This window comes from Pedobacter sp. SYSU D00535 (assembly GCF_017355855.1).
In the GTDB taxonomy this organism is placed as follows: domain Bacteria; phylum Bacteroidota; class Bacteroidia; order Sphingobacteriales; family Sphingobacteriaceae; genus Desertivirga.
Window position 1 is genome coordinate 171,911 of the sequence record NZ_JAFEWD010000001.1, and the last position, 23,843, is coordinate 195,753.

Annotated in this window: 16 protein-coding genes; 8 read left to right on the top strand and 8 right to left on the bottom strand. The window is 45.5% G+C overall.

What is annotated here, in order from left to right:
- The first annotated feature begins 453 nt into the window (after positions 1-453).
- Both J4N23_RS00615 and J4N23_RS00620 read left to right on the top strand, forming a co-directional pair.
- Positions 454-1,488 carry a hypothetical protein gene (locus tag J4N23_RS00615; RefSeq protein WP_207425068.1) on the top strand — a complete coding sequence of 345 codons (1,035 nt, stop codon included), beginning with the start codon at positions 454-456 and terminating at the stop codon, positions 1,486-1,488.
- Between the two features lie 105 nt (positions 1,489-1,593).
- A complete protein-coding gene (locus J4N23_RS00620) occupies positions 1,594-2,223 on the top strand; it encodes a hypothetical protein (RefSeq protein WP_207425069.1) in 630 nt (209 codons plus the stop codon).
- Positions 2,224-2,368: 145 nt separating this feature from the next.
- Here J4N23_RS00620 and J4N23_RS00625 read toward each other — a convergent pair whose 3' ends face one another.
- From J4N23_RS00625 to J4N23_RS00635, 3 genes are all read right to left on the bottom strand, one after another.
- A complete protein-coding gene (locus tag J4N23_RS00625) occupies positions 2,369-4,174 on the bottom strand; it encodes a patatin-like phospholipase family protein (protein ID WP_207425070.1) in 1,806 nt (601 codons plus the stop codon).
- 18 nt (positions 4,175-4,192) lie between these two features.
- Complete coding sequence (locus J4N23_RS00630; RefSeq protein WP_207425071.1) at positions 4,193-5,683, bottom strand: membrane dipeptidase; 1,491 nt, start codon at positions 5,681-5,683, stop codon at positions 4,193-4,195.
- A gap of 134 nt (positions 5,684-5,817) precedes the next feature.
- Positions 5,818-6,546 carry a response regulator transcription factor gene (locus J4N23_RS00635; protein ID WP_207425072.1) on the bottom strand — a complete coding sequence of 243 codons (729 nt, stop codon included), beginning with the start codon at positions 6,544-6,546 and terminating at the stop codon, positions 5,818-5,820.
- Between the two features lie 424 nt (positions 6,547-6,970).
- Between J4N23_RS00635 and J4N23_RS00640 the strand changes: the two genes are divergently transcribed.
- Positions 6,971-7,957 carry a transglutaminase domain-containing protein gene (locus J4N23_RS00640; RefSeq protein ID WP_207425073.1) on the top strand — a complete coding sequence of 329 codons (987 nt, stop codon included), beginning with the start codon at positions 6,971-6,973 and terminating at the stop codon, positions 7,955-7,957.
- 387 nt (positions 7,958-8,344) lie between these two features.
- Entirely contained in the window at positions 8,345-8,701 is a 357-nt protein-coding gene (locus J4N23_RS00645) for a hypothetical protein (RefSeq protein WP_207425074.1), read from the top strand.
- 613 nt (positions 8,702-9,314) lie between these two features.
- On the opposite strand, the gene J4N23_RS00650 is transcribed toward J4N23_RS00645, so the two are convergent.
- Positions 9,315-9,461 (bottom strand): hypothetical protein, encoded by a 147-nt coding sequence (locus J4N23_RS00650; protein ID WP_207425075.1) that lies wholly within the window; start codon positions 9,459-9,461, stop codon positions 9,315-9,317.
- Between the two features lie 473 nt (positions 9,462-9,934).
- Here J4N23_RS00650 and J4N23_RS00655 point away from each other — a divergent pair, with 473 nt between their 5' ends.
- Both J4N23_RS00655 and J4N23_RS00660 read left to right on the top strand, forming a co-directional pair.
- The gene (locus J4N23_RS00655) at positions 9,935-14,761 is read left to right on the top strand and encodes a RecQ family ATP-dependent DNA helicase (protein WP_207425076.1); all 4,827 of its coding nucleotides are present in this window, start codon (positions 9,935-9,937) and stop codon (positions 14,759-14,761) included.
- A gap of 51 nt (positions 14,762-14,812) precedes the next feature.
- Positions 14,813-15,559, top strand: a complete 747-nt coding sequence (locus J4N23_RS00660) for a hypothetical protein (protein ID WP_207425077.1) — start codon at positions 14,813-14,815, stop codon at positions 15,557-15,559.
- A gap of 285 nt (positions 15,560-15,844) precedes the next feature.
- Here the strand turns inward: J4N23_RS00660 and J4N23_RS00665 are convergent, their stop codons facing one another.
- On the bottom strand, positions 15,845-17,014 hold the full coding sequence (locus J4N23_RS00665) for a hypothetical protein (RefSeq protein WP_207425078.1): 1,170 nt from the start codon (positions 17,012-17,014) through the stop codon (positions 15,845-15,847).
- 671 nt (positions 17,015-17,685) lie between these two features.
- The gene (locus tag J4N23_RS00670; protein ID WP_207425079.1) at positions 17,686-18,027 is read right to left on the bottom strand and encodes a hypothetical protein; all 342 of its coding nucleotides are present in this window, start codon (positions 18,025-18,027) and stop codon (positions 17,686-17,688) included.
- 13 nt (positions 18,028-18,040) lie between these two features.
- Here J4N23_RS00670 and J4N23_RS00675 point away from each other — a divergent pair, with 13 nt between their 5' ends.
- Positions 18,041-18,202: a hypothetical protein gene (locus tag J4N23_RS00675; protein WP_207425080.1), complete on the top strand. Its 162-nt coding sequence runs from the start codon at positions 18,041-18,043 to the stop codon at positions 18,200-18,202.
- Between the two features lie 74 nt (positions 18,203-18,276).
- Here J4N23_RS00675 and J4N23_RS00680 read toward each other — a convergent pair whose 3' ends face one another.
- Together J4N23_RS00680 and J4N23_RS00685 are read right to left on the bottom strand one after the other, a co-directional pair.
- The gene (locus J4N23_RS00680; RefSeq protein WP_207425081.1) at positions 18,277-19,542 is read right to left on the bottom strand and encodes an Hsp70 family protein; all 1,266 of its coding nucleotides are present in this window, start codon (positions 19,540-19,542) and stop codon (positions 18,277-18,279) included.
- Between the two features lie 256 nt (positions 19,543-19,798).
- Positions 19,799-21,763, bottom strand: a complete 1,965-nt coding sequence (locus tag J4N23_RS00685; protein ID WP_207425082.1) for an ATP-binding protein — start codon at positions 21,761-21,763, stop codon at positions 19,799-19,801.
- A gap of 288 nt (positions 21,764-22,051) precedes the next feature.
- Between J4N23_RS00685 and J4N23_RS00690 the strand changes: the two genes are divergently transcribed.
- Positions 22,052-23,614 carry a hypothetical protein gene (locus tag J4N23_RS00690; protein WP_207425083.1) on the top strand — a complete coding sequence of 521 codons (1,563 nt, stop codon included), beginning with the start codon at positions 22,052-22,054 and terminating at the stop codon, positions 23,612-23,614.
- Positions 23,615-23,843: the final 229 nt, after the last annotated feature.

The following is a 23,843-nucleotide window of genomic DNA, read 5'->3' on the forward strand; positions in this document are numbered from 1 at the left end:
CAATATCCCTATTAATACACGGATGTGAAATAGCTATTGGTAGTCATTTTGCGCGAACCCGGCGTCGAGATTTCCTCGGGGCAAGCTAGGCCAGCGGAGGACAGCGGTCGACACCCACCTATCTAACGGGTACTAAGAAACCCAACGCTCTCTCTAGATCGTGATCGCCAAGGGGTACCTTCAATTTGCCAAAGAAGACCTGATACGCCGGAACTTAATACCCGCTCAATTCTAATCGGTAGAAAAGCTGGTAGGTAACTGTCCCCCTCTGGAGGGGGTAGGGGGAGGCAATCTGCAGCTACCTTGATTTAGGAATAGGAGGAATTCGAAAACCGTTATAGAGAGATCCAGTAGTAAAATGCCATCCTTCACCACCATGAAAAATAGCCATCTCTAGCTATTTTCTTAGCGCTTCTTTCTTCCTAAATTCATTATCTGCTTACACGAAAAACTATGAAAACGTTAGCCGTTCTTGCTTTCATTATTCTCTGTCTTAGACATCCGTTGTTGGCCCAAAAGGCGACACAACGTTTGATGATCCCGGCCCTGAATAGTTTTAAACTTGACGAGGGTGGACTGGCGGTTATACCTGCATATTGTATAGACGCCCCACGAAAATGGCCCGAAATTGGTTCGGATTTGAGTTTCTCAACTATTAGTAGCAACACTGGGGTTATCACATTTTCAGTGGGTAATTCAATCAAAGAAATGTCCATAAAAGAAGCACTGGATAAGGAAATTTTCAAAATAAAAAGCTTTAGCAATTCGATCCGTTTAGTTCCGCAAAACGAACAAATAAAACTTCGATCAATTACTACCAGTGGGTTTATGGTGGCCGCTCAGAACGACTTAGCACCAATCGATCCTAAGTTCTACAAAGGTTTTGAACCCTTCACCGATGAAGGCAGCTGGGTCTCGGCGCAACGTAAGCTGCACGAAACTATTTTGGCGGATGCTCTGCAAAACGCTGTAAAAAGAAAACAGGTAATATCAGAGTTCTCGGAAAATTACATTAAGCGCTCCTCCGATTGGGAGGTTTCAATGGTAAATGAAAAGATACATATTTATGATCGGGCTCGCGTAGGGGATCCGCAAAGGCCGTTTTATCAGCTTGTCCAGGACATGCCTTCTATACTTGAAAACCCGTCTTTATGTGTCGTTCCTGACGATAATGGTGGTTATTCAATCAGTTTATCTGGGGACTTTAAGGGGAAAATCCCCATTTCGATTGATTTTACCAGCGAAAGGAAGCTAGAGATGTCTGTGCTGATAGAGCGCGGCAATGTTGAAGCGGATGATAAGAAAATTACAGGATATTTCGCGTTGACTAAAGGCGCTCCAAGTGAAACAGATCCTGAAAATTTTGAAACCTGCAAGCTAGATGCAGCGGTTTCACTCTGCTGGCCCCCAAAGGCGACGACACTTAACATAGAAGCTTGTGGAAAGAGCGCTGCCGTGTCGGTTGAAGGGATAGCGATTGAATTTTAAAGCCCACTGTTTTCAGGTAGTCATAAGGCGGTGTTTCAAAAGTATGAGGCTGGTTTTCTCAAGCCGACCTCTTTTTAACTACAATCATACAAAGCGTAAATTTACATGGAAATTCCTCTGACAGCTTTCGTGACGCAGATCCAGGCCTCTGGTTCCAAGACCTTCGATTTGATACGGGGCATTGAATTGTTCATACCGTTTCTTTTGTCATTGATAACGATCTGGATAAAAGATGATTATACGAGACGACAGGAAGTAAAAAATAAAACCAATTACTTGTGGAGTATTCTCGGGGAAAAAGTAGATGAATGTAGAGAGTATATTAGCAACTTGAATGAAACCTTTAACTATTTTCAGAAGAAAAAGGTCGTTTTTTTCGGTTTAGACATTCCTAAAACATTGACTGATTATGCAAAAAGACTTGCAGAGCTCGAGCGCAAACAATCCTTTCTATATTCGGATTATGCTTCAAAAGTAGAGATACTTCGGACAGGACACGCTTCGCTTCAACGCCTCCTGTCAGAGGCAGCTTTTCAAAATCTAGATGACGAAAATACTTTTAGTAGAATAATTACTGCGATTTCTTCTCAAATTGACGCATTAAAAAAAGACTCGGTAATACTTGCTAAAACAGAGTATAGATTAGTTCAATTTCTTGAAAAAAAGTATCATTCGGAAGACAGGAGCATCGCTGACCGTTGGGGTGCTGAGATCGATAAGATCGGTAATGTTTAGATTATTCTTTCTTCTGCAATGTTTGACCCTAACCTATAACGTCGCGAAACAGTTACTTTGACGATATCCGCGAGTAATAACAAGAATATCGTTTTGCGTACGAATAATGTCTCACAACATACTAATGTAATTGGCTGCACGCTGCTCACCTCATCAGCCCCCGCTTCCGGAAATCCTCTATCACCAGATCCAACACCTTGTCCGCAATCTTATCATCAAAAATCTTGGCGGCTGCATTAATGCTGAAATCAACAATGCCGTTACCATCCATTACACTATTAATGATCTTGCGGATCCGGGTTTTCAGCTGCTCGCGGTAAGTGCTGAAATAGTTGGCTTTCAACATATCCAGTTGGTATGTAGGCAACGGATCAGGATCTATGTACCTGAACGTTTTACTTCCATCGGGATTGCTCTTTTCCTCCGTCTTGATTTTTCCTTTAAGTGTGACATCCGGAATGATCGGTACCTGGGTTCTTCCTGCTTCATCTATATACGAGAAGCGCTTTACTGCTTCAGGATGATCATGATAAGCTTTCAGTACTGACTCCACACACTGGGCATTTTCGGGATTGGGTTCGTGCAGGTCTACTACAAAGTACTTCCTCAGGAAACTCTGGCAATTGTGTCTTCCCAGGAAAAAGTCGTGTATTCGGAATTCCTTATTACAGAAGCCTCCGAATCCATTGAGCGAGCCGCAGGCAATGGCGTACTCGGGCCTTTCTGCGTTATCCCGGGAGGGAGCAATCACATGGAGTCCGTAGTTCTTGATGTTATAGGCATCGAAAGCATCTTTGGCATCAAAGATCAGCTGTGAGCTTAATGAAAAGAGAAATTTGGGAACATACTTAAACAGGTGCGCGAAGTCTTCAGTAGGTGCCTTCAAGTCAAAATCATGAGAAGGGAAGGGGTCAATCAGAATAGTAGAGGTGTTTTTTAGCTTTCTCTTTTCGATGCTTTTCTCCGTCTCGTTCGCCTTGTCCAGGTTCACAAAGGGCTGAATGTCTCCGTACTGCTTCGTGCGCATGTTCAGAAGCAGATCCCGTGTAAACTCTACGGGTTCGTTGTTGGCCGTCCCGCCGTCCCCGTTGCAGGTACGATACACATCGTCGTCCTTTGTGATGTCTTTCCCCAGAATGATAGTACTTCGATCGAACTTCCCGTTCTTCTGAAAGTAGGGGTTATCCCAAATGTATTTGGCCTGTCGCTCTACCAGCCGGGCACTGAGGCCAATAGGGAAGGCGCCGGTAGCCTTTGCACAGTCCAGCAGAACTTTGAGATGCTTACGGTTGGAACCCGAAACTTCAATCCTGCCGTCGCCTTCGTAAGTATGGGCCCAGCGAAAGTGTCCCAGGTCGCGGTGTTCCGAGATGTACTGATCGCGGGAAGCATTCGACAGGCTGGTGATCTTGTACTTAATCCCCGTAACATTAAAAAGGGTGAGAAACAGCTCTCTTCGGGGATTGAGGTAGCCGGGCAGTGGATTTTTGCTGGACGAAGTTTCGATATATTGTCTAAACTTTTCCGCTACCTCATCAACAAAGCCGGCATTCAGCAGGGAAGGGATATAGCCTTCTTTCACATCCTGTTCGCTCAACAACTCGCTCAGGATATCGTCCTGGGTCAACTCTACCCAGACCTTCCAGTAGATATTTTCCTCGCTATTTACCGTGTACGTTTTTCTGTCTTCCTGAAGCTGTGCATGGGGCACTGCATTTTGAAATCCAACAAAACCCAGGGCGGCCGTGATGCCTCCTCCTGAGGCCCCGCCCAGCACATCGATCACCACCTGATGGTCGGGCAGAGAATCCTTTTGGCTCAGATCCTGTCGGGCCTGCTCCCAATTGTCGAGTGCTTCATGCAGATAGTCGAGTACGCCAGCCGTGTATGCTCCGGCGGAAATGGAGCCTGCCATGCAAAGCCCCAGGTGGAAAATCTTGTCGTTATTCATAGGTAGATGTAGAGTTATTTAGTACCAGCGCTCAAAAAACTGCCAGGCATTCGTCTGGAAAATATTGGTCACGATCTGGTGGGCCGTGATATTCCTGTTTTCTGTTTGCTTCAGTCTGTCTCCATGATGCTGCAGGTAATTAAAGGCATGGCGTTCGAGATGCGACTTCAGGTAATCGTACTGTTCGACGGTCCAGAAGCTGTTGATCGGATCCACAATACCATCATAGTCGGAGCCAATAGCCAGGTGCTTCCAGGCAGGTAGTCCGTTAGCATCCAGAAGCTCTGCCACATACTGGATCTGCTTCCAGAGCAGTTCGCTCCGGTAATGCATAATTTTATTTCGGAAGATGGAGCGCTTGGTTTTCCGGATCGCCTCTTTACTTGCTACCCGTCGCTCGTCAAGCTGCAGGCCAAAGATGCCATCCGACTTGACCAGCTCAACAATTTCATCGTCATAGAAATTAATCTCGTCCTGGCAGAAGTCATTTCCAAGCTCAGGAAAACTGGAATTGGACTGCTGATAATTCGGCAGACCAGTGCAGGCACCATGACTGATAATGATTGGGATCTTCTTATTTTCGGGGTCTAGTTGTGCCCGGATGCGGAAATAATCTTGGCGGGCAGGGGGACTCAGGTGTTTGATATCGATAAATATGGGCTTTCCATCATCCTCGCTCAGCAGGATATTCAGTACTTGTTTGCCCAGCGCTGTAAACGACTGACCCAGCCCTTCCTCCTGATTGCAGATACCAGCTACCATGCCCGAGAGGCTCCGCGCCTGACCGCAGAGTTCATTGTAAAAGTGATGAGAGAAGGTGACAAACCAGGGCCGCATTTCCGATTGCTTCAAAGCTTTCAGATTCTTAAGCACCAGCTCGGGTTCGCATTCTATTTTCAGACCGGTGTTGAGCACGTGCAGGCCCTCTATAGAGGGGAGGATAGCAATGGTAATAGGCTGTTCCGTTTTGCCTCCATTATTCCCGGCATCTTCTATAGCAAAAAGATTCTCCTTCATCAGTGCCTGCAACTCACCAAAGTTGCTTACCACCCGGTAACGACAGGGATTCCCATCTATCTCCACGGTCACGTTGTTCATTTGCCGGATGAAGCTCATCTCATTCAGCAAGTCTTGAAAATAGTCTTCCGTCTCTTCAATGGCTCGGATTCCCTCAATGCTTAGTCCGGCAGCGAAATTGTCAAGCACGACAGAAAAGTTACCTTCCTCCAGTTTATTCCGGAAGAACCATTTTTCAATGGAACCTAGCGAAGCTGATATCACCCAAACGCTGCCGTAGTAACAAGCGGTGAGATTTGCTTGTGAGAACTTGGTCACACTGAGAAGTTGGTTGAGTACCTTGTCGCCTACTGAAGGAGGATTATAAAACCACATACTGCTGCGTTCCGCCGGATCCTTACTCTGCTTGAGTTTCTCCCGCTTATAGGAGTGCCCCATGGGTTTATAGGTAGGATGGCAGTGAAGGTCGATGGAAAAGTCGAGGTTTAGCATAGCGCGGTCGTTAAGGCTTATCTCTGTTGGTTCACAGAAATAAAAGTCCAGAATTGGCGCCTTAAGGGCAATAGCTAGTCATAGCTATTTTTAAGAAGCGATAACCATCCAGGGGCGGGTTCAAGTGATCTTCGTCATTCCAGCAGTCCGAATGCCACAGCAAACCTCACCAATTGCGCAAGGGATACCATGCCCAGCTTATTTAAGATATTTTTCCGGTGGTTGTTCACTGTATGGATGGAGATAAACAAACGGTCGCTGATCTCGTAACTGCTCATGCCCATCGCAATATAACTGATGATTTCTTTTTCCCTTTTACTAAGCAGGTTGAATTTACGGTAATGTTGTAGCACATAGCTATGGTCACTGCAAATGCCATTCATTGCGCGCCCTGCCACGTTGAGGCCATTTACTTCTACCGCGATGTGCATCAGGGTAGGCAGGCTGTTAGGATCCTTCGCAGGACAAAGCCGTGAGGTAGTGAGATACCATCTGTACTCTGCGGATTCATTCGGTCGCACCCGCTGGAAGAAGCTATAGACTTTGTTATAGTCTCTGTCTGCAATGAACTTAGTCAGGATAGGAGCAAGGAAAGCGATTTCCTCAGCGGGGAAGAACTTTTCAAAGTACCGCGGGCCAAGCTCCAGCAGTTCTTCCTTGCTATGTCGCAGGATCTCACAACCCTGTTTATTCATATAATTATTGGTCATAGTGTTCAGGTCCTGGATCATCACACTGCCGGGTATGTAGTCCCCGATTTCTTCAATCAGCAGATCCTTACGGTTCAGTTGCTGACCGACGGCATAAATGGAAGCAGGCAGGTTTACCGGGCTGGGACTTGGGGTAGAGGTCTGGCGTTTCATAGGCGGGAGATAGGCTCAACTAAAATTAAAGCTTTTTTATAATTTATTTACCTGTTCATAAAAAAATATTGAGAATGAGCAAGTTGTTACCTGGATCATGCCTTTACAAGCGCTGCCTCAGTAGTTCAGGAAGGTAATGTGTAAAAGGCAGTACCGGGTAAATCTTTCGGCAAGTCTTGAAGACGATCACCTCATCCCTAACCCTTCTCCTCAAGGAGAAGGGAACCACGACGGTGCTACCGGGTGCAGTCCCTAATTAAGCTCCTGGGCTTTCCGTAATCTGTAGGCTTGGTACCGCTGCTTTTGTCATTTTCGATGGAGGAGGTATCTAAACCGCCTGAGTCAGGAGATCTCTCCTAAAGTCGAGATATCTAAAGAGGAACAACTATCGCTGCTTTTATTATTTTTACCAGAAATACGACGAATGAGATTTGCACTAGTTTTATCGGCGCTGCTTTTAATATCATCCACACGTGCAGCAGCGCAGTTATCCAGCCTAAACCCTTCTCTTTACGAGAGATTTGATGCCCTTGACCTTTCAAATATTAAGTCCGTAGAAGGACTGGTAACAAAGCTGAAACCGCTTGCCTCGAACAAGAAGGAAAGCTTGCAGTTATTGTACTTCTGGACCTATAAATACATGAGTGTCGACTCCGCCAGGTTTTTTAATGCTTCCGCACCCTTGAGTGTATCGCAGAGCTTAGTAATGAAAAAAGGGCTGTGCGAAGAACTGAGCAATATCTTTGCTGCATACTGTTCTCTGACGCAAATACCCTCACTTAAAATTGAAGGGTATGTACGGCCGGTGAATTTTACTCAGGGCCAGACTTACGAAGAAGGGAACCATATTTGGAATGCCGTTTTTCTGGATTCACAATGGTATACCTGCGATTTACTGTGGTCCATTAGTCAGCTGCAGGTAGGAAAGGAGCTGAAGTTTGTTAAAGTGGCAAAGCCAGCCTATTTCCTGGCTGATCCACAAACCTTCCTTCCAACGCATTTACCGCTTGCTCCTGTGTTCCAGTTCAGTAATGCCCCAATAAAGATGGAGGCCTTTACGACCATGACCACCGGCTTTGATACGACCCTGCCGGCTTTTTCCTCCATGAATTATACTGATTCTTTGAAGGTTCTGCTTGCCACCAACGAAAAAGACAGGGAAATTAAGCTCGCTAAGGACGCATACCGCTATAATCCGAATAATCCCAATACCCTGATAATAGCCGCCTACAATCAGGCTATTGCTATCATTAGCCGGCAGACTGCTTCTCCTGCAGAATTAAGAAAAGCGAGACAATACCTTAATTTGGCTATAACGCATTTGCCCCGCAGTAAGAAAACCGACTTTATACCTCTTGAGGAGTGTAAGCGTGCTCTAAGTCATGTAGAAAGGCGCATTGCTGCTAAGTAAGCGTCTTGCACGCTGCTGTTTATTTGAAACGCACAGGTCTTACACCTTCGCTACTTTTGTCAATTTGACGAAGGAGGAATCTGTGTACCCTATACCGAGCGATCTCTCCTCAAGTCGAGATGATAAGAAAGAACTGCTTTTGTCACCAGACACCGCCACAATCCCAATCTTGCACTGACGCATTAGGTCACTATCCCCCTCTGGAGGGGGTAGGGGAGGCAAAACCCGGATTAAGAGACCAGCAAGAAGTTCATTTTGAATATCAAAAGCCGATACGGTAAAATACCCATAGCTACGAGTCGGATATCCATTTCCTGGCTTCGGTACCCTGGTTTCATTGCCTTTATTTGTTAGTCAATTTTTGATAGTCCTTAACCTTTAAACAAGATGGAGAAGCGTATCGAACTAGACCTAAACGCTCGTTTTCTGCTGACCTGCGCGCTACACGAGGTAAACCCAAGAGACCTGTTGGAGCATTTTTGTGAGCATGTGTCACCCGGAATGTCCGATGCTGCAGATATGGAAACGCTGCTCGCCACAAACTACTTTCTTAACTATCATAGTTTAACAGGCAGACAGGAACCGCAAAGTAGCCAGCCGAAACCTGAAAAAGTTATGGTTCCAAAAGTTGAGCAGCGCTTTGGAAAACGTAGAGCGGCACGCCTACTGCATTTTGTATTCAAAATCCTAATGATCGGGTTGTCCCTGTTGTACCTCGGACTGACAATGATGTACTATTTTTAAGTTATGCTGCTGTTTGAAATGTTCTGCAAGGCTATTAAGATAAGGAGTTCCATGTTATTTGTACGTCTGGTGAAGCCTCGTTTTATTCTTTCTAACTTCAACCCGAGGGAAGCATCTATCTGGTTTAATAGCAATTACAGAAGAGGAGAGCAATCCGATCAATTTATTGATTAGGCGCTCGGTATTCACTATCGTTCATGATGAGGGCAAAACTTATAATGGAAGATCGGAAATCCGGGCTTGGATTGAGAATGCGAACCAGGAATATCAAACGATATTAAAACCTCTCAGCTATGAGGCCTTGGCGGCTGAAAATATATTAAGGGCAGAGGTATCGGGAAATTTCCCTGGAAGTCCTGCTGTGCTCCAATTTCACCTGAAATTGCATAATGGTCTTATTGAATCATTAAACATTACGGCATAAGCCCTCAACAACAAAACCTACCTGCGGTTTAGCTGATTCTGCAGGTAGGTATTGTTAAATCATAAAACTGAATTCCACTATCTTAGAACGCCAAGTTAAAAATCTGATCCACGTGCATCCTAGGCGACGTCAAATTCTGAATGTAATGACTATCTCCACCCCCGTGTTCCTCACACGGCTAAAAGAACCTTATTGACTAGTCCCTGCTTCACCTTCATTGCCAGGTTTGCTTTTAGCTTTTTTTGCCTCAGCTTTAACACGTTCCTGATGTTCTTTTTTTTCCTTAAATTCTTTTTGACGCTGCTTCTTTTGTTGCTCTGATGCTTTGGTACTCATGGTCTGGCTGCTTTGGAAAATCCATATAGATAAAGATTGTTTTACCTACTCGGGTTTAAATTGGAATTCTGTAACAAAACAACTTAAGTGCCAATCGCTACCTCGAGATGTAAGGATTAAGCAAGAGTATTAAACTGCTTTGTGTTTAGGAGGGTGGAAACGCATTTCGCAGGCTTGCCCCTAAATCGTCCCCTTTGCTGTTCGAGATGTTCTGCAAGGCATCTCGAACTTTAGATAAAAAGGGATTTGTAATTCCTTTCCGGCCAGATTGAATGAACATTGATCTGAAAAATACATAAAATAGCCGATCATAAACCTGCTTATCTGCAAGCGGCATAATGCAAACCATGCAAAATATAGAAAAAATACGCGAAATTAGGTGCACGTTTAGAAATTGTAAGTCCTGATACGCCCTGTTAAAGAAAACCGATGGCTAGTTCAGGCTAACCTGAATATTTATCGCATACCGATACATGAATTCAATTGCATTCATTGATACTGAAATTGAACCGAGAACCTCGAAGATTCTGGATATTGGCAGTGTGAAAGCCGACGGGAGTTCGTTTCATAAACCCTCAGTAGCGGCCTTCACTCAATTTCTTAATGGAACACGGTTTATTTGCGGACACAACCTGTTTAACCATGATATCAAATATATCGGGCAGGCGCTCAATGAAGCTGGAATTTCTGCATTCCATATCATCGATACCTTATTTCTCTCGCCGCTTCTGTTTCCTGCGAAACCTTATCATGCGCTTCTGAAGGACGATAAACTCCAATCGGAGGAGGCCAACAATCCCCTGAACGATGCGATCAAAGCGAGGGATCTGTTCTACGATGAAGTAGAGGCCTTTCGTAAAACGGACGAAAGTCTTCAGCAGATCTATTACGCCTTGCTGAACGACCAAAAAGAGTTCCGCTCGTTCTTCACCTTCCTCGGATATACCTGTCCTCCCGGTGACACGGAGCAATGGATCCGTCTGAAGTTCAAGTATGAAATCTGCGAACAGGTTGACCTGAAGAAGACCATCAGGGAACATCCAATAGAGTTGTCCTACTGTTTGTCCCTGCTCAACTCTTTTATCGCCAATAAGAAGATTTACTCCATCACCCCGCCATGGGTGCTGAAGAATTACCCGGAGGTGGAGCGGATCATGTTCCAGCTGCGGAATAAGCCCTGCCTCAGTGGCTGTTTATACTGCGACCAAGCCCTGGACGTACACAAAGGGCTCAAGCGGTTTTTTGGCTATGATGCTTATAGAAGCTATGGAGGGGAACCGCTGCAGGAAAAGGCGGTAAAGGCGGCGGTCGACAATAAATCTATCCTGGCAGTTTTCCCTACAGGCGGAGGGAAATCCATCACCTTTCAGGTTCCGGCATTGATGGGTGCTGAAAGTGCCAGGGGACTAACGGTGGTCATATCCCCACTTCAGTCGTTGATGAAAGACCAGGTGGATAATCTCGAGAAGGCTGGAATCACAGAAGCGGTAACCATCAACGGCTTGCTCGATCCGATTGAACGGGCCAAATCTTTTGAACGGGTGGAAGATGGTTCCGCCTCCATCCTTTATATCTCGCCTGAATCACTTCGTTCCCGAACGATCGAACGTTTGCTTCTTGGAAGAAAGATTGTACGTTTTGTAATAGATGAGGCACACTGCTTTTCATCCTGGGGACAGGATTTCAGGGTGGACTACCTTTATATCGGGGATTTTATACGATCTCTTCAGGAAAAGAAGAACCTGGAAGACGGCATTCCGGTATCCTGCTTTACGGCAACGGCCAAGCAACAGGTCATCGAGGATATCCGGAACTATTTCTGGGAAAAACTATCACTTGAACTGGAATTGTTCACCTCGAAAACATCCAGGACAAACCTTCAGTACAATGTATTCGAAAAGGATAACGAGGAAGAAAAATATCAGGCGATCAGAGATCTTATTGAGGAAAAAAACTGTCCCACTATCATTTATGTCTCCCGAACGCGAAGAGCGTATACGCTTGCCGACAAATTAAGCACCGACGGGTTCAACGCCAGGCCTTACCACGGAAAGATGGAGGCGAAGGAAAAGACAGCTAACCAGAATGCTTTTATCGCTGGCGAAGTGCCTATCATTGTCGCTACCTCGGCCTTTGGAATGGGCGTCGACAAGAAGGATGTGGGCATGGTGATTCACTATGAGATCTCTGACTCGCTGGAGAACTATGTGCAGGAAGCGGGTAGGGCCGGTCGGGATGAGAATATGGTGGCCGATTGCTTCGTTTTGTTCAATGAGGAGGATCTCAGCAAGCATTTTATTCTCTTAAATCAAACGAAGCTCTCCATTAAAGAGATCCAGCAGGTCTGGAAAGCGATCAAAGATATCACAAAGCTGCGCTCCCGAGTATCTAATTCTGCCTTGGAGATTGCGCGAAAGGCGGGTTGGGATGATAGCGTGGCAGAAATAGAAACAAGAGTAACCACCGCAATTGCTGCCCTGGAAGATGCTGGCTATCTCAAGCGAGGCCAGAATATGCCTCGCGTGTTTGCCAACAGCATCTTGTCGAAGAATGCCCAGGAGGCGATTGATAAGATCAACGCTTCAGACCGTTTTGACCTGAAGCAAAAGGAGAAAGCAGTCCGGATTATCAAAAAGCTCTTTTCCAGCAAAAGCAAGAAGCAGGCAAACGAGGAGTCTGCCGAATCGCGGGTTGACTACATCAGCGATCACTTGGGAATTGTAAAGGCCGAAGTGATCCGGATTGTGACTCTCCTTCGGGAGGAGAAGATTTTAGCGGATGCAAAAGACCTTACTGCTTTCATCAGGAAAGGTGAGAATAAAAACAGGTCGCTGAGCATCCTGGAAGCGTTCAGTAAAATTGAAAAATTTCTGCTGCCCTATCTTCAGGAACAGGAAAAGATCCTTCATGTCAAAGAACTGAATGAAGAAGCAGAGGCAAAGGGTTTAGACGAGGTAAGCACGAACAGGATAAAAACGATTCTCACCTTCTGGGCGATCAAGAACTGGATTAAGCGACGGAACCTTGAACACCAGAAGAACCATATCGCGGTACTTTCCCTATATCCGGTAGAGACATTAAAGGAAAAGCTAAGAAAACGCCAGGAGCTGGCGAAATTCCTGGTGGCTTACCTTTATGAGAAAAGTCGCCTTAGTTTTTCGGAGGAGGATAAAGACAAGGAAGAGGTTTTGGTTGAGTTTTCGGTGCATGAATTAAAAGCAGCCTATGAGCGTGAACTGACGCTCTTTGGGGTAGAGGTATCGCTGGATGATGTGGAGGATGCGCTTTTCTATTTATCGAAAATTGAATCCATTAAAATCGAAGGCGGTTTTCTGGTGGTTTATAATGGTCTGACCATTGAGCGCCTGGAACAGGACAACAAGGTACGCTACAAAGTGGAGGACTATAAAAAGCTGAATCAATTTTACGAAAGTAAGGTTCAGCAGATCCATATTGTGGGGGAGTATGCCAAGAAGATGATCAGCGACTATAAAGACGCCCTGCAATTTGTGGAGGATTACTTCCAGCTGAACTACCAGTCCTTTCTCAATAAGTATTTTAAAGGCAGTCGCCAAAATGAAATCCGCCGTAACATTACTCCGGCTAAGTTCAGGCAGCTGTTCGGGGAGTTGTCGCCAACCCAGTTGAAAATTGTGAACGACAACGAATCCAGGTACGTTTTGGTAGCGGCAGGACCGGGGAGCGGCAAAACAAGGGTGCTGGTGCACAAGCTTGCTTCATTGCTTTTGATGGAAGATGTGAAGCATGAACAGTTATTGATGCTTACCTTCTCGCGGGCGGCAGTAACCGAATTTAAGAAGCGCTTACTGCAGCTGATTGGCAACGCGGCAAATTTCATAGAGATTAAAACTTTTCATTCCTACTGCTTTGACTTGCTGGGCAAGATCGGCAACCTGGAAAAATCCGATGTAATTCTGAAAAAGACGGTGGAAAAGATACGGAACAGGGAGGTGGAAGCTAGCCGCATTACAAAAACGGTTCTAGTGATTGATGAAGCGCAGGACATGGATGAGGATGAGTTTCATCTGGTGAAGGCCCTGATGGAGCAAAATGAGGAGATGAGGGTAATTGCCGTAGGGGACGATGATCAGAATATCTACGAATTCAGAGGTGCGAGTTCCCAATTTCTGGAACTATTCATCCGGAGTAAGCAGGCGGTGAAGCACGAGTTAGTTGAAAACTACAGAAGCAAAAGCAATCTTGTCGGATTTACCAACCAGTTTGTTAGCAGAATCCAGCACCGCTTAAAGGAGACGCCGGTGATCGCTAAACAAACGGACAGCGGAAAAATAAAGCTGGTGAAGTATCAGGCTGGAAACCTGATTACGCCATTAGTCCGCGACCTGATAGAAGCAGAGCTGAAAGGCACTACCTGTGTGCTTACGAAAACCAACGAAGAAGCCTTGCAGATCACGGGACTGCTTCTAAAGAACAACATCCCGGCAAAGCTGATCCAGACGAACGATAGTTTCAACCTGTACAACCTTTTGGAGATCAGGTTCTTCCTGCAATGGTTGAACCTGAGTGAAGATACTTATATCATCCAGGACGAAGACTGGGAACATGCCAAACGGCAGGTAATGAACCGATTTTACAACAGCTCCAACCTCGAAATCTGCAAGAACATCATTAAGGATTTTGAAGCCACCAATCCGAAGAAAAAGTACAAAACCGACCTGGAGGTTTTTATCCAGGAGTCGAAGCTGGAAGACTTTTTCAACGAGCACGGTGAGACTATTTTTGTTTCGACCATCCACAAAGCGAAGGGCAAAGAATTCGACCATGTCTTTATGCTGCTAGAGAATTTTGACATCGTGACGGACGCAGCGAAGCGCCAGTTATACGTGGGTATGACCCGGGCAAAACAGAACCTCAGCATCCACCTCAATGGCAACTATCTGGATACCCTTTCAGCAGAAAACTTGGAAAGAGTCAGTGACAGCGGGACCTATTTGCCACCCGCCGAAATAACGATGCAACTTAGCTATAAAGATATCTGGCTCGACTATTTCATTAGCAAGCAGCAACTCATCTCGCAGCTGACTAGTGGAGAGTCGCTGATGCTAAACGGCGGCGAATGTTTGAATTCAAAGGGGCAGTGCGTTCTGAAATTTTCCCAGAAGTTCCTGGATCAGATTGAGATGATGAAAGAGAAGAACTATGTGCCTAAAAGGGCTAGGGTGAATTTTATTGTATATTGGATTAAAGAAGGAAGCACCCAGGAGGTTAAGGTTATTCTGCCAGAGCTTCACTTTGAGAAGGTACGGGGTAGTGTTTGAATCGGCAGAGGCTCGATGGCATTTTAGCCTCTGGTAGAAAAAATTTTCTATATGAAATTAAGTCTGTTTTTATTCCTTCTTGTACTAAGCAACAGTTGCCTGGCCCAATACTATAGCAGGGCCTTCGATGAACTAAAGACGTGCCGCACCATTCAGGAGGTTCAGGCGACCGTTCGTAAGTTACAAAGAGACGTAACTGAAGAAAGAATTAGCAGATCGATGGGATTCGGATACCATTATACCTACTATGAATTTTCCCTGAGACCTGGCAACCGTTTGCAGAACTTCAGATTGTACCTGGTTTCGGAAAATGATACGCTCAGATTGGCAAAGTTAGAGGGCATGCATTGGAGGGGCCATGTATCAGAAAAGGACTTTTTGGTAAAAGACACAAAGAGTATCTTCGAGTTTTTGCACCAGCACCATAAAGTCTATAAGAGTAGCCTGACTATTAAGCGATTCGAAAAAGAGATAACCAATCAGCTTACCTACACTTTTGGTTGTGGTCTTGACGGATCGGATTACGCTAAAGAAGCTCGCTTGATGAAGAAGTATGTAGCTTCGAGTAACCAAAAGAAGCTCCTTAGCTGGTTGCGTTCTACTAATACGGAGTTGCAAGCTTATGCTGCCACTGGCTTAATACAGCTGAAGAACCAAGGACTTGAGCTGGGGCAGGAGCAGCAAAGAGCGTTAGATCATTTGACTAAGCTTAATCCGCCGGTTTTAACTTGCGCTGGTTGCATATATGGATTGACTAGGAGTGTTAGGGAGGTCTTGGGCATCGATGGAAATGATTAGGAGTGATTCCAGTACTTCATACCGAGGTGCTTCACGGCAACAGGAACCAGGGCGAGGCACATAGCTTAGTTAGATGTCCAAAATTTGATCCTTGCTGTTCGAGATGTTCTGCAAGGCATCTCGAACTTACGATAAAAAGGGATTTGTAATCCCTTTGCTAACCGAGCATTGAATAAATCAGCTGCTGGTTTGAATTAGCAATTGCACCCCTGCTTTTTTCCGAGTCTGTCCAAAATTTGATTCCCTAAAATAGTGTGATTCTTCCCCTTGCTCACCTGGTATTTTCTACATATTCAGCTTATTCATGTCCAAAGTTGTAGCAGATGGCGTGTAACCCCTTACCTTAAACACCTGCCTGTTAGCAGGAAGGTAATTTACTTCGCCGCCCCGCCGGGTATAAATTGCCAGGCCGCCGCCACCACCACCCCCAGGAGCGCCAAAGAAGGGTGGGGGATATGCTTTTACGATTGCTATATCTGGGATGGGTATATTAGCGATCTCCTGAGCGGACACCCTTATCTCATTGATGAAAAAGGTTACGGGTGAACCCCGCCAACGGGCTGTCCCCCCATTGAAACCTCCAGGTGTTATTTGTAAACCTGCAACCCTTCCCTGCAGATAGCTGAAAATATCTGGAAAGGCTACCGCATGAGGATCTTCCATAATACTGATCAGCCGTTCGTTGCCCGACTGAAATAATCCGCTAACATATTCTTCATTAAACTGTTGGGCCGGACTTTTGGCGGTAGCCGTTACTACCACTGCCTGCAGTTCAATACCTGGGCCTGCAAAACTAGCTTCCGGAGCTTTGACGGGCTGGTCCAGACTTAGCCGCATAGCTGATGAAGGCGTGCCGAGATAAAATACTTTGCCCGCCACCGCTAAGGGTTTATAGGTGGAATCGAGTAGCGTACTGATACGGATGTTGAGCGGCCGCTTAGTGTTTCCCGGATCCGAAAAGGCCATCAGTGCATTGTCTTCAAATAGCCAGTTATTGATGGAAAACGTGCCGTTCTGTGATACGCGAACTTCCTGTTCGTCCCAATCCCCTGTTTTTGTAAGTAGCATAGCTTGTATACTGCCAATTTTCTTTGCGTCCTGTATTTCGCCTCTCACTTCGAAGAAGCGTTGTTGCAAACCTGCCAGTAGCGTGTATTTGCCTCTTGCCAGCGAATCAGGTAGATACAAGGCACCAGAGGCCTGTCCGTTGATCATGGGCCAGCGGAGCTGCGTACGTAGTCCTTGTTCGTTTTCGATAATGAGTTCCAAAGTTGCCAGCGACTGGTTTATTACCCGTCCGCTACTATCTTTGTAGTCAACCTTTACAATTAACGAATCACCAGGTTGTAATACGTTCTTATTCAGTTGTATATCCAGCCGGTGCCCGTTTGGCTGTGCCTGTACGATACTCGTCATCAGTAGACAGGCAAAAAGGGATAAAATCACGCTTTTCATGTAAATAAATTAAACAAAATTGAAGCCAGCAAGCGCTGACGAAACAGAAAAGAAGAATAAAACCAAAGGGGAGCGTTTTCGAAACGGCTAAGCATCAGAACACTGCCTTTGTATGATTAATGAACGGGAAAGGTGAATAAAAATTTTAAGAATTACAGAAAAACCTTCCTGATCTTATTATCTCATTATAAAAGCAGATAGGGTATATTAGGTCAGTACTTCATACGCAGGTGCTTAATTTCTACTGTAATGGTCCTGCCGGAGCTGGAGTGCATTAATTAACCTTCTGAAATGTCCTGGGTTGTCCGTAGTCTGTCGCAATGGATTTGTGGGTAAAAGACTAAAGATTGGTAAATGGAAAAGTTTTCAAACTCGTGAAGCCGGCGCAGCGGTATTATCCACCTCCGCCTATCGGCACCTCCGCCAGCGGAGGACAGCGCTAATGATCCTCCTTTGCAAACAGAAGTATCTCTGCTTTTCAACCAAAGCTTTCTTAGGTTAACAGCTATCCCGGAGGTATGAACCGGGGCGAAGTAAATCGGTGGATTAATCCTCCAGTGGCACTGGGCGATGCTGCTGTTCGAGATGTTCTGCAAGGCATCTCGAACTAAAGGATGAATAGGGATTTGTAACGCCAGCGAGAATGGCCCTTGCAATAAGCAATAGCGGTCCTATAACTTTCGGTAGACATCTTCAATGGACGGACAATACTTAATGACAGCAGCAGCTGCAGCAGAGCTGTCCTCCGCTGGCGGAGGTGGCGCAGCCGGAGGTGGTTGAACCTTGCTGTTCGAAATATTCTGCAAAGCATCCCAAACTTTAGATAAAAAGGGATTTGCAATCCCTTTGCTGACTGAGCATAAAATAAACCAGCCGCTGGTTTGAATAGCAATTGAACCTAGTAAATTAATAGACACCAAATCATAAACAACATGAACATAAAAACCACCTCCGCCTGTCGGCTCCTTCCCGAAACTTACATTCGGAACAGGCTCGCCAGCGGAGGACAGCATTGATGATCCTCCTTTGCAAATCGAAGTATCTCTGCTTTTTAACCAGCGTTCTCTTGGGTTAGCAGCTATTTTAGAGACAGGAACCGAGGCGATCGCTAATCACCTCATCCCTAACCCTTCTCCTCAAGGAGAAGGGAACCACGGCGGTGCTACCGGATCTGAGGTGCCTTGGTGAACCTTAATCTGCCGCAAGTATCAGCCTTGATTGTGGGAGGCCTAGTTGTGCCCAGGACGAGCATTTTAGGATTGCTACTCCTTAAATAAGTAACCGCTGTAAGCCAGACCTTCGGCCACACTGATGAAATTATCTCCGGTGTGTATTGTACAATCCGGAAATTTAGTTTGGAAAAGTGTTTGAACTGCCTTCACCATCGAGCTTCCGCCGGTAAGGAACAGACTATCTATTTCCGCTGTTGCGATATTGTACGTTTTGAGGAACTGATCAAGGTAGCTGGATATTTTCGCTATATCTTTTTGTACTACTTTGTTGTAATCATCAAGTGTGATCTTTTCATCGATTTCGATACCCATATTGGAGTACTGAAAGGGAAAAGTGTCCGCCTCCGAAAGGCCGATTTTGGTTTTCTCAATGGACTTGAATACGGCGTAGCCCAGGTTATGGTCTACAAGGGTAAGCAGGTTCCTGAACTTCCTGTCGTTTTTGGAGTAATGGTAATATTCCTCCATACTTCTCCTGATTTTCAGACTGTTAAAAAAGTTCATCTTATCCCAGGTGCAGATGTTTTCGAACAAGGACATCGGCACCTTGAGCAGCTTTCCCGGTGTTGCTTCGTATAGGGTGTCCTTGCCAAAATAAGGGGTTCCTTTAGTCCACATGAAGGAAGAATCAAAGCTGTCCCCTCCGATATAGATACCGCCGCTGGCAATCATATCGTTGCGACGATCGGTTGACCCTGCTTTCTTCGGGTCGAGCTCTAGAAAGGTAAAGTCTGTTGTCCCTCCACCTAAGTCGGCAACCAACACTTTCTCCCGCTTCTTTATGGTTCTTTCGTATGCAAATGCAGCACCGATAGGCTCAAACTGGAAACGTACATCGCTGAAGCCAGCCATTGCTACCGCTTTACTAAGCCTCGTCTGCGCCAGGCTGTCTTTCGCTGCATTATCATCATCAAAAAACACGGGGCGACCTACCACTGCTTTCCGGCAGTCTACTCCGGTAATGGCATCTGCCTTACGTTTCAAGTCCTTCAGAATCAGAGCCACCAGGTCGGAGGCATTATAGCGCCTGCCATTTATCCGGGTTTCAGTAAAACTCGGCCTCGACAAAATCTGCTTGACCGATTTGATAAACCGGCCCTGCATTTCCTCTTCCAGGTAGGCTGAAATGGCCTTTTCTCCAATCACTGGATCATCGCTTCCGGAAAACGAATGTGCAGGAAAATAGATAAGCGAAGGAACTCTGATGGTCTCAATAATCGCCTCTTTGTCCTCATCATAGATGCACAGTACCGAGTTGGTGGTGCCGAAATCCAATCCGTAAAGAAAGTTGCTCATAGTTAAAAAAGAGGCTCGTGCCGCAAACGAATTAAAAATGGATCGCAAAGGTAGGTTTTTCCGAATTATGAGGGGTAGCAAGTTTAGACGAAGGTAATAATGTCCCGAAAACTACCTTAGGGACAGGATCCTCAGCGGAGGACAGTCTTGGACAACTTCCTACCACCGCTTCGGTTCGTCTCCTCAGGAAAGAGATAAGACATCCGTGCTGTTCAAAATGTTCTGCAAGCCATCTAGTTGCGTTCTCGGCTATAAGTTAGCGTTGGGTATGCGGTAGTCTGAACCAAAAGGAACTTCCTTCGCCTTCAACGCTGTCGACACCTATCTCGCCCTTATGATATTTGACGATCTCTGAGCAGAGATAGAGGCCAATCCCAAAACCTGAAATGTGCCTGATACTGCTGTCGTTCACCCGAAAGAAACGGTCGAATAGCTTGTCTATATACTCCGGCTTGATGCCGATCCCCTGGTCGTTCACTCGCACTTCTACCCACTTGCCTGCTTCTTTGCAGGTTACCTCAACCTGGCTCTCCTTAGGTGAATATTTTATCGCATTGCTCAAGAAATTATGAATCACCTGACCGAGTTTATCTCTATCCGCTTTAATTAGCAATGGCGGGCATGGACTAAAAATAAGTTTATGACTGTTAGACAACAGACTAAAATCATCCAGGTGCTCCTTAATTAATCCCGACAACTCAAATTGCGTCTCGTTCAGATGAACTTTTCCGTTCTCAAGGCGGGACACGTCCAAAAATCCCTGAATGAGTTTTTCCATTTTTGTCACCTGAAGAAGTGACTTACTAATGAGATTTTCAGTAACTGTATCGCCGAATTGTGCCAACTTGCGATCGCTCAATTGCAGCAGCGCCTTCACTGAAGTTAAAGGAGTTTTAAGCTCATGGCTTACCATGCTGATAAAGTCGTTTTTCCGTTGGTCCTGCAGTTTTCTTTCCGTAATATCATCGAAAATAACCGCAACCTGGTTTGGTGCCCCACCTTCCATTCTGGAGGCATAAACGCTGAACCATCTATCGAGAGATTTGGAATACCTCTCGAAGCGTAAAGGTTTCCCGGTTTCGGCCACCTTACTATATTGATCTATCCAAAACTGTTCTCCGCTGTTAACCAGACTTCTGAATGTTTTGCCGGTCGCGGCTGTCATGCCCGTCTGGCGCTCAAAAACATGATTGATTAAAAGATACAGAAGGTCTGCAGGCTGGTTTTGCTCATCGTAAAGCACCTCGAGAATACAAAATCCCTGGTCGATGTTATCAAACAGGGTCCTAAATTTATTCTCCGAGAGTCGGAGGGTTTCTTCTGCAATAGATCGCTGGACAGCGTCCCAGGTGCGTTCTGCCGCCTCTCGTGTTAGATAAATCTCGTCCTCAGTCCAGTTCCTTGGGTTCCGGTCGTGAACATACATGGCAGCAACGAAGCGGCTTTCTTTCAAAAGTGATACAGTTAGCACCGAACGGAACTGTAAGGCGGTGAATGCTGCCTGCATTTCTGGCGAAGCTGTTCGCGGATCGGTTAGCATATCATCAATGACCAGGTTAACTCCTGTTCGAAGTGCCTCCAGAACATCAGCACCGAAGCCACTAAGATCGTGTACGCCAAGATGTGGTGGTACAGTTCCATCAGTCCAGTTATGTTCAGTTTTAAACCAACGCTGCTCCTTTTGGTCCACATCGCCATATCCAACTCTTGAAGCCTTTAGATGTTCTCCCAAAATTCTAGCAGCTTCCTTTTGAATTTCTCCCGGATTGGAGAGCTTCCGCAATCTATCACTGAGTTTTAAAAGAAAAGCCTGTTTGTTTTCAGCCTTGCGCAACTTTTCCTGCCCCAGGACATACTCCGTGACATCAGTTGCAGTTGTCAGGACTCCGTAAATCTCTCCCTGGCTATTGAAGCGCGGCTTGAAACAGACATTCAGGTATCGGTAGCCGCTTTCAGAATCCTTAATGCTAAGTTGAGTTTCGAGCCGGCTTTCGATATCCGACAATTGATAGAGTTGATTCAACTGCTGCGTAAGAGCGCTCCGGCTCTCGCTGCATACCAGATCACTTATAGGCGTTTTACTGATGATTGCTTGCGCCCCCAAAAGGGCAAGCATCTGCGCATTTGCTGCGACGACAATATGATCAGGTCCTGTGAGCACACAGGCACCGATCGGAAGACAGTCTACAAAGGCCTTTTCTTCAGAATTTACTTCGATCATATTTTCAATTTCAAAGTTATCCTATTTACAGCCTATTATAAATTTTTTTCATGGAAAACAATTGATGGAAGCAGCGGTCCTGCCTGAAGGGCTTATGACGGCGTATTTGCTGTTGGAGATGTTCCTCCTTGGCTTCAAGATTAGTGGCTATCCGGCGCTTCAAGAGCACAAGCGAAGACGTTGCGGGAGTGTGGGAATGGGCAGCATACTCCATTTTGGCTGGTTTGCTTAAATTTGTATTTTAACGCTCTAAAACTTATCGCAAAAAACAACCGGTCCATTACCTCCATGTGTATTACACGCAATATTTTTATAGTATTTCTTCTTAGCGCTTTTACTGCCTCAGCTCAGTCGGACGTCATAATATCCAGTACCTCAAAGGACGTGGGTGTTAATTTTATTACTCAAAAAGCCATAAAGGCGACTGAGTATAATTTCCCCGAACGTATCGATGACATCACGGTGGATAGTTTACGGCAAACCTTGTTGTTAACCTTAAGGGGGATTCGAAATGAAAAATGGTTGGATAACAGAGGGATGGGGATGCTTTATGACCCCATCGGCAAGCAGCTAAAGTGGTCTAAAAAGCTGTCATTCCAAACACAAAGTCTGGCTCAATATGGGGGCATAACGATTTATAGCTCCGCAGGCAAAAGCTATTGTCTTGACAATGAAAGCGGCGCCCCCTTGTGGGAGATAAAAAGCAGTTTGATTTTTGTCGACACGAAGCAGAATATAGGCCTTGGATATAAACTAAGTACGAAACCGAAGGAACTAAATACCGTTCAGGGTATCGACCTGAGCAGTGGTATGGTTAAGTGGGAGAGAACGATCGGTCGAGAATACGGCTGGAATGACGTGCTGTATCTTAACGATTCCTCAATATTGGTAGTAGCAGCAGGATTGCACAGTATTAACCTGAAAACAGGAAAGGGTTGGGATTACAGTACAATAACCGGGGAGTTTGATCATACAGCTTCAGCTGCAGGAACAGTTCTGGGTGTGGCTGCCGGCCTCCTCACTGGTACTTATTCGGTGGCTACAGGACACAATGTTATTAGAGATCTTGTTTCGAATGTTCTCATAGAAAAGGAGGATATCTATTTTGCTTCAAAGCAAACGATAACGAAGATCAGCAAGGACGGGAAATTGCAGTGGAGAACGACTTTGCCGGAGGGGAGCGGTAGTAAGTCAGTAATCTTTAAACAGGGCAGCAGTATAGGTATAATCAACCTCGGGTACGGAATTATCGGAAATCGCAGGGTAAGTATAGGTGCTCCCTTCATTGCATCTTACAGCACTGAGAACGGGACGGAACTATTTGTTACTCCGGTTGGTGAAGGGCAGAAGAAGTATATCAAGTCGTATAAACAGTTAAATGATCACGTAATCTTGCTGTTTAATGATCATGTTTCGCGGTATTCGATGAAAACCGGGCTGATCCTCAAAAAGCTTGCGTTTGACACGAAGGATCTTGGAGAGCTCGAATATTTTATTGGGAACCAGGTGTTTGTTCCCCAAGGCGATGAATTTAAAAGTTTAGTCGAAACAGCACCTGATAAAACTATCCTCTTCACAAAAAATGGTAAACTGATTGCTGTAGACGGCGACTTAGGCGGGAGTTCAGAGATAGATGGAAAGGATCTGTACATCCGCTATTTAAGGGAGAACGGACTAAGCTTTATAGCGAAGGATAGAAAGACCTTCGTACTAGACGGGCAGGGTAAAAAAGTTGGGGAACTTGATCTTGGCAGAGGATCGCTCTTTTTGCAGCAGCGGATTTATTTTCTTGAACGATCCCGTTTGATAGAAGTTGATTTAGCTGATTTTCTTTCTCGAACAACTCATTAAAATTCTCCGCCGACTGGTTCGTGTCCTCGCGAAATAGGGCTCTTCGGAATTTGTAATTCCGAAGCCGTATAATAGGATTTTTAATCCCATTTAATTTGTCCTGTTTGCCGCCGCCCTGGTTCGTGTCCTCACGAAACAGACAATTTCCAGCTCTGGAATTTTTTATTATCCTACCGCCAACCCAAGCCGGGAGCAACATGCTCCAGAGTAGAAGACAATACATGCACAT

Coding starts and splice junctions, on each gene's coding strand:
- J4N23_RS00615 (WP_207425068.1), top strand. CDS start 454: ATGAAAACGTTAGCCGTTCTTGCTTTCATTATTCTCTGTCTTAGACAT.
- J4N23_RS00620 (WP_207425069.1), top strand. CDS start 1,594: ATGGAAATTCCTCTGACAGCTTTCGTGACGCAGATCCAGGCCTCTGGT.
- J4N23_RS00625 (WP_207425070.1), bottom strand. CDS start 4,174: ATGAATAACGACAAGATTTTCCACCTGGGGCTTTGCATGGCAGGCTCC.
- J4N23_RS00630 (WP_207425071.1), bottom strand. CDS start 5,683: ATGCTAAACCTCGACTTTTCCATCGACCTTCACTGCCATCCTACCTAT.
- J4N23_RS00635 (WP_207425072.1), bottom strand. CDS start 6,546: ATGAAACGCCAGACCTCTACCCCAAGTCCCAGCCCGGTAAACCTGCCT.
- J4N23_RS00640 (WP_207425073.1), top strand. CDS start 6,971: ATGAGATTTGCACTAGTTTTATCGGCGCTGCTTTTAATATCATCCACA.
- J4N23_RS00645 (WP_207425074.1), top strand. CDS start 8,345: ATGGAGAAGCGTATCGAACTAGACCTAAACGCTCGTTTTCTGCTGACC.
- J4N23_RS00650 (WP_207425075.1), bottom strand. CDS start 9,461: ATGAGTACCAAAGCATCAGAGCAACAAAAGAAGCAGCGTCAAAAAGAA.
- J4N23_RS00655 (WP_207425076.1), top strand. CDS start 9,935: ATGAATTCAATTGCATTCATTGATACTGAAATTGAACCGAGAACCTCG.
- J4N23_RS00660 (WP_207425077.1), top strand. CDS start 14,813: ATGAAATTAAGTCTGTTTTTATTCCTTCTTGTACTAAGCAACAGTTGC.
- J4N23_RS00665 (WP_207425078.1), bottom strand. CDS start 17,014: ATGAAAAGCGTGATTTTATCCCTTTTTGCCTGTCTACTGATGACGAGT.
- J4N23_RS00670 (WP_207425079.1), bottom strand. CDS start 18,027: ATGCTGTCCTCCGCTGGCGAGCCTGTTCCGAATGTAAGTTTCGGGAAG.
- J4N23_RS00680 (WP_207425081.1), bottom strand. CDS start 19,542: ATGAGCAACTTTCTTTACGGATTGGATTTCGGCACCACCAACTCGGTA.
- J4N23_RS00685 (WP_207425082.1), bottom strand. CDS start 21,763: ATGATCGAAGTAAATTCTGAAGAAAAGGCCTTTGTAGACTGTCTTCCG.
- J4N23_RS00690 (WP_207425083.1), top strand. CDS start 22,052: ATGTGTATTACACGCAATATTTTTATAGTATTTCTTCTTAGCGCTTTT.